This is a genomic window from Shinella kummerowiae (assembly GCF_009827055.1).
Lineage (GTDB): Bacteria > Pseudomonadota > Alphaproteobacteria > Rhizobiales > Rhizobiaceae > Shinella > Shinella kummerowiae.
In genome coordinates, this window is record NZ_WUMK01000006.1 from 458,789 (window position 1) to 465,437 (window position 6,649).

At 63.4% G+C, this 6,649-nt stretch carries 8 protein-coding genes; 4 read left to right on the forward strand and 4 right to left on the reverse strand.

The window, feature by feature from the left end:
• Nucleotides 1-99 precede the first annotated feature (99 nt).
• Complete coding sequence (locus GR138_RS18340) at nucleotides 100-930, forward strand: oxidoreductase (RefSeq protein WP_160860691.1); 831 nt, start codon at nucleotides 100-102, stop codon at nucleotides 928-930.
• Between the two features lie 159 nt (nucleotides 931-1,089).
• Here the strand turns inward: GR138_RS18340 and GR138_RS18345 are convergent, their stop codons facing one another.
• Together GR138_RS18345 and GR138_RS18350 are read right to left on the reverse strand one after the other, a co-directional pair.
• Nucleotides 1,090-1,998: a c-type cytochrome gene (locus tag GR138_RS18345; RefSeq protein WP_160860692.1), complete on the reverse strand. Its 909-nt coding sequence runs from the start codon at nucleotides 1,996-1,998 to the stop codon at nucleotides 1,090-1,092.
• Between the two features lie 114 nt (nucleotides 1,999-2,112).
• Nucleotides 2,113-2,556: a c-type cytochrome gene (locus GR138_RS18350; RefSeq protein WP_160860693.1), complete on the reverse strand. Its 444-nt coding sequence runs from the start codon at nucleotides 2,554-2,556 to the stop codon at nucleotides 2,113-2,115.
• A gap of 260 nt (nucleotides 2,557-2,816) precedes the next feature.
• Between GR138_RS18350 and GR138_RS18355 the strand changes: the two genes are divergently transcribed.
• Entirely contained in the window at nucleotides 2,817-3,839 is a 1,023-nt protein-coding gene (locus GR138_RS18355) for a phosphatase PAP2 family protein (protein ID WP_160860694.1), read from the forward strand.
• Here GR138_RS18355 and GR138_RS18360 read toward each other — a convergent pair.
• The gene (locus GR138_RS18360; RefSeq protein WP_160860695.1) at nucleotides 3,808-4,443 is read right to left on the reverse strand and encodes a LysE family translocator; all 636 of its coding nucleotides are present in this window, start codon (nucleotides 4,441-4,443) and stop codon (nucleotides 3,808-3,810) included. The genes GR138_RS18355 and GR138_RS18360 overlap by 32 nt on opposite strands.
• Nucleotides 4,444-4,565: 122 nt before the next feature.
• Here GR138_RS18360 and GR138_RS18365 point away from each other — a divergent pair, with 122 nt between their 5' ends.
• Nucleotides 4,566-5,264: a helix-turn-helix transcriptional regulator gene (locus GR138_RS18365; RefSeq protein ID WP_160860696.1), complete on the forward strand. Its 699-nt coding sequence runs from the start codon at nucleotides 4,566-4,568 to the stop codon at nucleotides 5,262-5,264.
• Nucleotides 5,265-5,318: 54 nt separating this feature from the next.
• Here the strand turns inward: GR138_RS18365 and GR138_RS18370 are convergent, their stop codons facing one another.
• Entirely contained in the window at nucleotides 5,319-5,921 is a 603-nt protein-coding gene (locus GR138_RS18370) for a superoxide dismutase (RefSeq protein WP_160860697.1), read from the reverse strand.
• Between the two features lie 266 nt (nucleotides 5,922-6,187).
• On the opposite strand from GR138_RS18370, the gene GR138_RS18375 reads away from it, so the two are divergent.
• A complete protein-coding gene (locus GR138_RS18375) occupies nucleotides 6,188-6,580 on the forward strand; it encodes a hypothetical protein (RefSeq protein WP_160860698.1) in 393 nt (130 codons plus the stop codon).
• The last annotated feature ends 69 nt before the right edge of the window (nucleotides 6,581-6,649 follow it).

The window sequence follows — 6,649 nt, forward strand, 5'->3', positions numbered from 1 at the left end:
TGCTGAATTTTTCTCATCGATACATCAAGTTTTGTGCAGATTGTATCAACTCTTTATCGAGCGCAAGTATGGAGCAGTCATCAACCAAAGGAGAGTATGATGCGCACTTGGTTCATTACAGGCGCTTCGAGAGGTCTTGGTTTCCGCATCGCCGAAGCCGCGCTTGCCGCCGGCGATACCGTGGTTGCCACTGCCCGCAAAGCCGAGGACGTGCTCGCAGCGCTGGGGCAAAGCGAGCGTCTCTTGGCCCTGCCGCTCGATGTCACGGATGAAGCCCAGGCCCAACAGGCAACCGACGCTGCGATCGCCCGCTTCGGGCAGATAGACATCCTCGTCAACAATGCCGGGTATGGGCTGCTCGGTTCGGTCGAAGAGGCTTCGGCCCAGGAAATCGAGGCCATCTATCGGGTCAACGTGTTTGGCCTCATGGCCGTGACCCGTGCGGTGCTGCCCAGCATGCGCCGGAACAGGTCGGGCCATATCCTCAACCTGTCCTCGGTCGGCGGCTTTGCATCTGGTCCCGGCTTTGGCGTCTATTGTTCGACCAAGTTCGCTGTCGAGGGTCTCAGCGAAGCGCTGGCGGCGGAACTCGCCCCGCTCGGCATCAAACTGACGATCGTCGAACCGGGCTATTTCCGCACCGACTTTCTCGAAGCCCGTTCACTCGTCGTAAGCCCCACTCGGATCGCCGACTACGACGCAACATCGGGAGTGGTGCGCGAGGCCGCCAAGACAATAAGCACGAACCAGCCCGGCGACCCCACCAAACTGGGAACCGCTGTCATCGCCCTAGTCAACACATCCAACCCGCCGCTTCGGCTTGCTCTGGGCAGCGATACTTTCAAAGTGGTCGGTGACAAACTGACCTATGTCCGCGGCGAACTGGACGCTTGGGAGCAATTGTCCAAGAGTACGGACTTTACCAGCTAGCGGCCGACCAACGACCGGGCACCACCGATCGGCAATTCCGATCGGTGGACGCCTTAAATTGCACGCGATGTCGATTGGCAGCGTTGTGCCGATAGCGTAATCCTCCGGGTCACCCGCCCCAGGAAGATACGCGGTTCATCGGAGACCGTGCTTATCCCCTCACCGCGCCGGCACCGCCTTCAGATAGGCGGCGATCGCCTCGCGGTCTTCCTTGGGCAGCCGGGCCATGTTCTTCTGCACCGAGACCATGGCGCCGCCGACGCTGTCGAAGTCGGGGGTGAAGCCGGTTTCGAGGTAGCTGACGATGTCGCCGGCGCTCCAGCTGCCGAAACCGCCTTCGGCGGGCGTGATGTTGGGCACGCGGCCTTCGCCTTCCGGGTTTGGGCCACCGGCCAGCCATTGATCCGTCTTCAGGCCGCCGAGCATGTCGCGCGGCGTGTGGCATTCGCCGCAATGGCCCGGGCCTTCGACGAGGTACTGGCCGCGCTTGACCGTCTCCTCGGCGCTCGCCAACTCCACGCGTGGCGCGTCGTTGAGATAGAGGAACTTCCAGCCACCCAGCGCCAGGCGGATGTTGAACGGGAACGGCAATTCATGTTCCGGCGCGACATTCGTGCTCTTCGGCAGGGTCTTCAGGTAGCCGTAGAGATCGGTCACGTCCTTCACCGTCATGCGTGCATAGGAGGCGTAGGGGAAGGACGGGTAGAGATGCTCGCCATCGCGGCCGGTGCCACGGGTCATCGCGTCACCGAATTCCGCCAGCGTCCAGGCGCCGATACCGGCGGTCTCGTCGGGAGAAATGTTGGGGGCGTGGAAGGTGCCGAACGGGCTCTTCAGCGCGAGGCCGCCGGCAAGCACCAGCTTCTGTTCATCCGCAGCACCCGGGGCCGCATGACAGCTGACGCAGCCGCCCGCGTAGAAAATGCGCTCGCCATTGGCGAGGTCCGGTTCGCCCGCCGATGCCCATGTTTCCGCCGGCACCCTTTCCGGCGCGGTGATGAAGACAAAGCCGCCCGCGCCAATCGCGCCCAGCACGACGAGGCCGCCGAGGAGTTTCTTGAGTGCCATGAAAATTCCCTCTCGCCAGCCGCGACGGTGTTTCAGCGGCATCGGACGCAAAACCATCGCCCCGGCAGTCCGGCCGGGACGATGGCGTTTATTCGAGTGGAGCCGGCCTACCGCTTACTTCTTGACGCGGTAGACCTCATGACAGCCGGCGCAATTGGGGCCGATCACGCCGAGGGCGGCGCCGACGGCCGCCTGATCTGCCGGCAGGGTGGCCAGAACGGTATCCGCATCGGTGCCAAACTTGGCAGCCTTCGCCTTGAAGTCGTCCATCGTTTCCCAGATCTTCGGGCTCGCCTCGGTTTCATGACCCGTCTCGGAACCGGCCGGGAACTGGTCCGGGAAGGCCTTTGCGACCTCGCTCATCGTCGTCAGCGATGCCTTGACGATCTCCGCATCGTAGGGCTTTTCGCCCTTGGCGATGCCGGCAAGCGCGCCCATGGCGCCACCGACCTTCTTCATCATGTCCTGACGGACAACCTGCGGCTCATCCGCCGCAACAACGGCGCCGGCGCCAAGGGCCGCAAGCGCGACCGCGGCCGCCAAAATCCTCAACTTCATCGAGTTCTCCCGATTGCTGGCGGCCGGTCTTCGCCGCGCCGCCGGTTTACGATGCGGGTGCATGATTGCATTTTGAACGATTCCAGACAGTAAATTCTTTTTGATGTTGGCGATCCGGCAATGACACACGCTGAGCGTGTCCTTCACCCTTTCTTGACGCTTTCGGCGCAGAACTTGGATGCCCACTTGGGCAAACGAAGACCGGGCCGGCGACCATGTGGACATCCTTTCTGACTGCCGCCCGCGCGGACCTGAGGCGAATGCTGCCGTTCCACGGCTTCGTGCTTGCCTATACCGCGCTGGTCGTGCTGGCCGCAGCCTCGCAAGACAAGTTCGCCCTCACGGCATACCAGCAATATGCCGAACAACTCGGCCCGCTGTTTTTCCTGGCCTTGCCGGTGGTTCTCATCAGCGTGCGCGCCATGCTCGGCTTCATCGGCCTGCATCGCCCGACGTGGCAGGGGGTTGGCAGGGGGTTTGCGGAATTTTGCGGCCGGCTCGCCTCCGCGGCCCTCACGATCACCACGTTCATCCTCTTCCTGGGATCCTTCACCACCTTCAAGACCCTGATGCCGGTCCTCATGGGCGGTTTTCCCTATGATCATCTGCAGGCGAATATCGATGCCTTCCTGCATGGCGGCGTCGACCCGGGCCCTGCCCTGCTTAATCTGCTCGGCGATCCGCTGCTGCTCCAGGCGCTGCGCTGGAACTACGCGGTCGTCTGGATGGCGTTCACCTTCGTGCCAGTCTTCTTCATCGCCGTCATGCGCGAGGCAGAGGGTGTGCGCCTGCGCTACTTCCTGAGCTTCGCCTTCGTCTGGACCGTGCTCGGCAGCCTGCTTGCCTGCCTGTTCCTGTCGGCGGGACCGGCCTTCTACGCATTCGTGACCGGTGATGCCGCCCGTTTCGACCCGCAATTGCAGGCGCTGCTGGAGCGCAGCGGCCCGACCTATCAGCCCTATCTCTGGCAAAGCTATCTCGACGGGACGGTCGGCCTCGGAACCGGCATATCGGCGTTCCCCAGCGTTCACGTCGGGGCCGCGATGATGAACGCGCTGTTCCTGCGCGAGATCAACCGCATCGCCGGCTTTTTCGGCTTTGCCTATGTCGCCGTCATCGCCGTCAGTTCCGTTCTGCTCGGCTGGCACTATGCCATCGATGGCTACGTCTCCATCGCCGTCGTCTGGCTGCTGCACAGCGGGCTGAAGCGCGCCCTCGGCGGTGGCAACAAGACGGCGCAGGCCACCATTCTCATAGCGTCCCCCATCCCCGCCACACCGTAATCACCGCGATCACCACCAGAAGCACGCCTGCCGCGCGGCCGATGAAGCGGGTGGCGCCGGGGCTGTTGATCAGCGCGTCGCGGCTGCGGGCGGCGGCGAGCGCCAGTCCGCCATAGACGGCGAGCTGCGTCACCCAGATCATCAGCAGCATGACGATCGTCTGGCGCCAGAGCGGGCCGAATTCCGGGCGCAGGAACTGCGGGAAGACGGCCAGCATGAAGAGATAGGCCTTGGGGTTCATCAGGCTCGTCAGCGCGCCCTGGCGGAAGCGGGTGGCGAGGCCGCGCCGGTCGAGGCTGTCCACCGCATCGACGACGATCGACGAGCGGAAGAGCTGCCAGCCGATATAGGCGACATAGGCGGCGCCGACGACGAGCAGCCCATTGAAGAGTTTGGGCGCGAAATGCAAGAGCATGCCGACGCCGAGGGCGGCATAGAGCGTGTGGATCAGCCCGCCGGCCATGATGCCGAAGGTCGCCGAGAGCCCGGCCTTGCGCCCGCCGGAGAGCGAACTCGCCAGCACGAAGACCATGTCCATGCCCGGCACGATGATGATGCCCGAGACGAGCAGGAAGAAGAGCCAGAGGTTTTCGCTGTAGGTCATGTCAGTTGCCCGTTGTCTTTCCTGGCGCCGCAGCCTTATGCCACTTTTTGTTTCAAGCGCTTGAGGTGTGCTATATAGAAGGCCAACTGACAGGGCTGTGTCAGTTGTGACGGAGAAACCCGATGCGCAAGGCCTCACGGCTGTTCGAGATCATCCAGATCCTGCGACTTGCCCGCAACCCGGTCACCGCGGCGGAGATCGCCGCGCGGCTGGAGGTGACGGTGCGGTCGATTTACCGCGACATTGCCGCGCTGCAGGCCATGCGCGTGCCCGTCGAGGGCGAGCGCGGCATCGGCTATATCCTGCGCCCAGGCTTCGACCTGCCACCGCTGATGTTTTCCATCGAGGAGACCGAGGCCGTCGTGCTGGCGCTGGCACTTCTGGAGCGCACCGGCGATGCGGGCCTGAGGGCCGCCGCACGCCGGGTCGGTGACAAGATCGCCGGCGCGGTGCCGCCGCCGCTGCGCCAGACGCTCTCCGCCCGCGCCCTGCATGCCTGGGGCACCACGCCGCGCCAGCCGGAGGGCATCGACCTCGCGACCGTCCGCCGCGCCATCCGCGACGAGGAAAAGCTTCTCATCGACTACCGCGACGAATATGGCCGCGCCACCGAGCGCACCATCCGCCCGATCGCCCTCATCTATTATTCGGAGACGGCCAACATCGTCGGCTGGTGCGAGCTGCGCCAGGCGATCCGCAATTTCCGCGCCGACCGGGTGGCCGCCTGCGAGGTGACCGCCGCGCATTTTCGCGGCGAAGGCGACCGGTTGCGGCAGCTCTGGATTTCGGGCTGGGCGGAGAACGGGCAGATCGCCCAATGAAAAACCCCGGTCGTTGCCGACCGGGGTTTTTCACATTCAAGAAAGCAGAAACGCTTACTTCGTGGCGGCTTCGTAGCGCTCCAGGACGTAGTCCCAGTTGATCAGGCTGTCGACGAAGGCTTCGAGGTATTTCGGGCGGGCATTGCGGTAGTCGATATAGTAGGAGTGTTCCCACACGTCGACGCCGAGGATCGGCTCTGCGCCGTGCACCAGCGGGTTCTCGCCGTTCGGAGTCTTGGAGATGGCAAGCTTGCCATCCTTGACGGAGAGCCAGGCCCAGCCGGAGCCGAACTGCGTCGTGCCGGCGGCGATGAAGTCAGCCTTGAACTTGTCGTAGCCGCCGAGGTCGGCGTCGACGGCCTTCTGCAGCGCGCCCGGCAGGCTCTTGCCGCCCCCGCCCTTCTTCAGCCACTTCCAGAAATGAACGTGGTTGTAGTGCTGGCCGGCATTGTTGAAGAGGCCCTGGTTGGTGCCATAGGACTTCTTGACGATCTCTTCGAGCGACAGATCCGCCAGGCCGGCCTCTTCCGCCAGCTTGTTGCCGTTGTCGACATAGGCCTTGTGGTGCTTGTCGTGGTGATATTCGAGCGTTTCGCGCGACATGAAGGGCGAAAGCGCATCGTAATCATAGGGAAGCGGCGGAAGTTCGAAAGCCATCGTGATGTCTCCTCATTGTTTAGGCGCAGATCCGGGCGCAAAACTGCTTTGCGCTTTGCTGGAGCTGCTCCGGCGACGGAATTTTTTTCAAGGAAATCCGTGAGCGGAACATAGGAGCGGCAACCGGAAGAGGCAACCGCCCGGGTTCCAAAATTTCCTGACATGCGACAAAATCATTTCGGTTTTGCGTGTCAGATCAATGACGAAGCGGAACGAAATCCGATTCGGGACATTTTGTCCGATACCCTCGCAACACGGAGCCTCCCATGCGCGCCATCCCCCTCGCCTGCCTTGCCCTCTCGCTTCTTGCCCCGGCCGCCCACGCCTCCTCGCCGGATGCCTGGGAAGAGTTCCGCGCCGACGTGGAAAAGAGTTGCCTGGCAAGCCTGCCGGAGGCGCTCGGAACGCCCAATGTCTTCGTCGAACCGACCGGCACCGAATCCTTCGGCATCGCCGCCATCGAGGGGCTGTCGCCGGAATCCAAGAGCCAGATCACCTATGTCTGCATCTACGACAAGCAGAAGAAGACGGTGCAGGTGTCCCCGCCGATCGCCGCCGAGTTCCTGCATGTCGTGCGCGAAAGCGAACGCGAGGCCATCGCCAAGGAAAAGGCCGCGACGGGCGACAACAAGACGGTGGACGAAGCCGGGCAGGAGTGAGCCGGCCCTTTATCGGTGCCTGCGCTTTAACGATGGCACGCTACCCTCTCCGTCGTCATCCTCGGGGGT

Coding starts and splice junctions, on each gene's coding strand:
- GR138_RS18370 (WP_160860697.1), bottom strand. CDS start 5,921: ATGGCTTTCGAACTTCCGCCGCTTCCCTATGATTACGATGCGCTTTCG.
- GR138_RS18350 (WP_160860693.1), bottom strand. CDS start 2,556: ATGAAGTTGAGGATTTTGGCGGCCGCGGTCGCGCTTGCGGCCCTTGGC.
- GR138_RS18340 (WP_160860691.1), top strand. CDS start 100: ATGCGCACTTGGTTCATTACAGGCGCTTCGAGAGGTCTTGGTTTCCGC.
- GR138_RS18345 (WP_160860692.1), bottom strand. CDS start 1,998: ATGGCACTCAAGAAACTCCTCGGCGGCCTCGTCGTGCTGGGCGCGATT.
- GR138_RS18355 (WP_160860694.1), top strand. CDS start 2,817: ATGCTGCCGTTCCACGGCTTCGTGCTTGCCTATACCGCGCTGGTCGTG.
- GR138_RS18375 (WP_160860698.1), top strand. CDS start 6,188: ATGCGCGCCATCCCCCTCGCCTGCCTTGCCCTCTCGCTTCTTGCCCCG.
- GR138_RS18365 (WP_160860696.1), top strand. CDS start 4,566: ATGCGCAAGGCCTCACGGCTGTTCGAGATCATCCAGATCCTGCGACTT.
- GR138_RS18360 (WP_160860695.1), bottom strand. CDS start 4,443: ATGACCTACAGCGAAAACCTCTGGCTCTTCTTCCTGCTCGTCTCGGGC.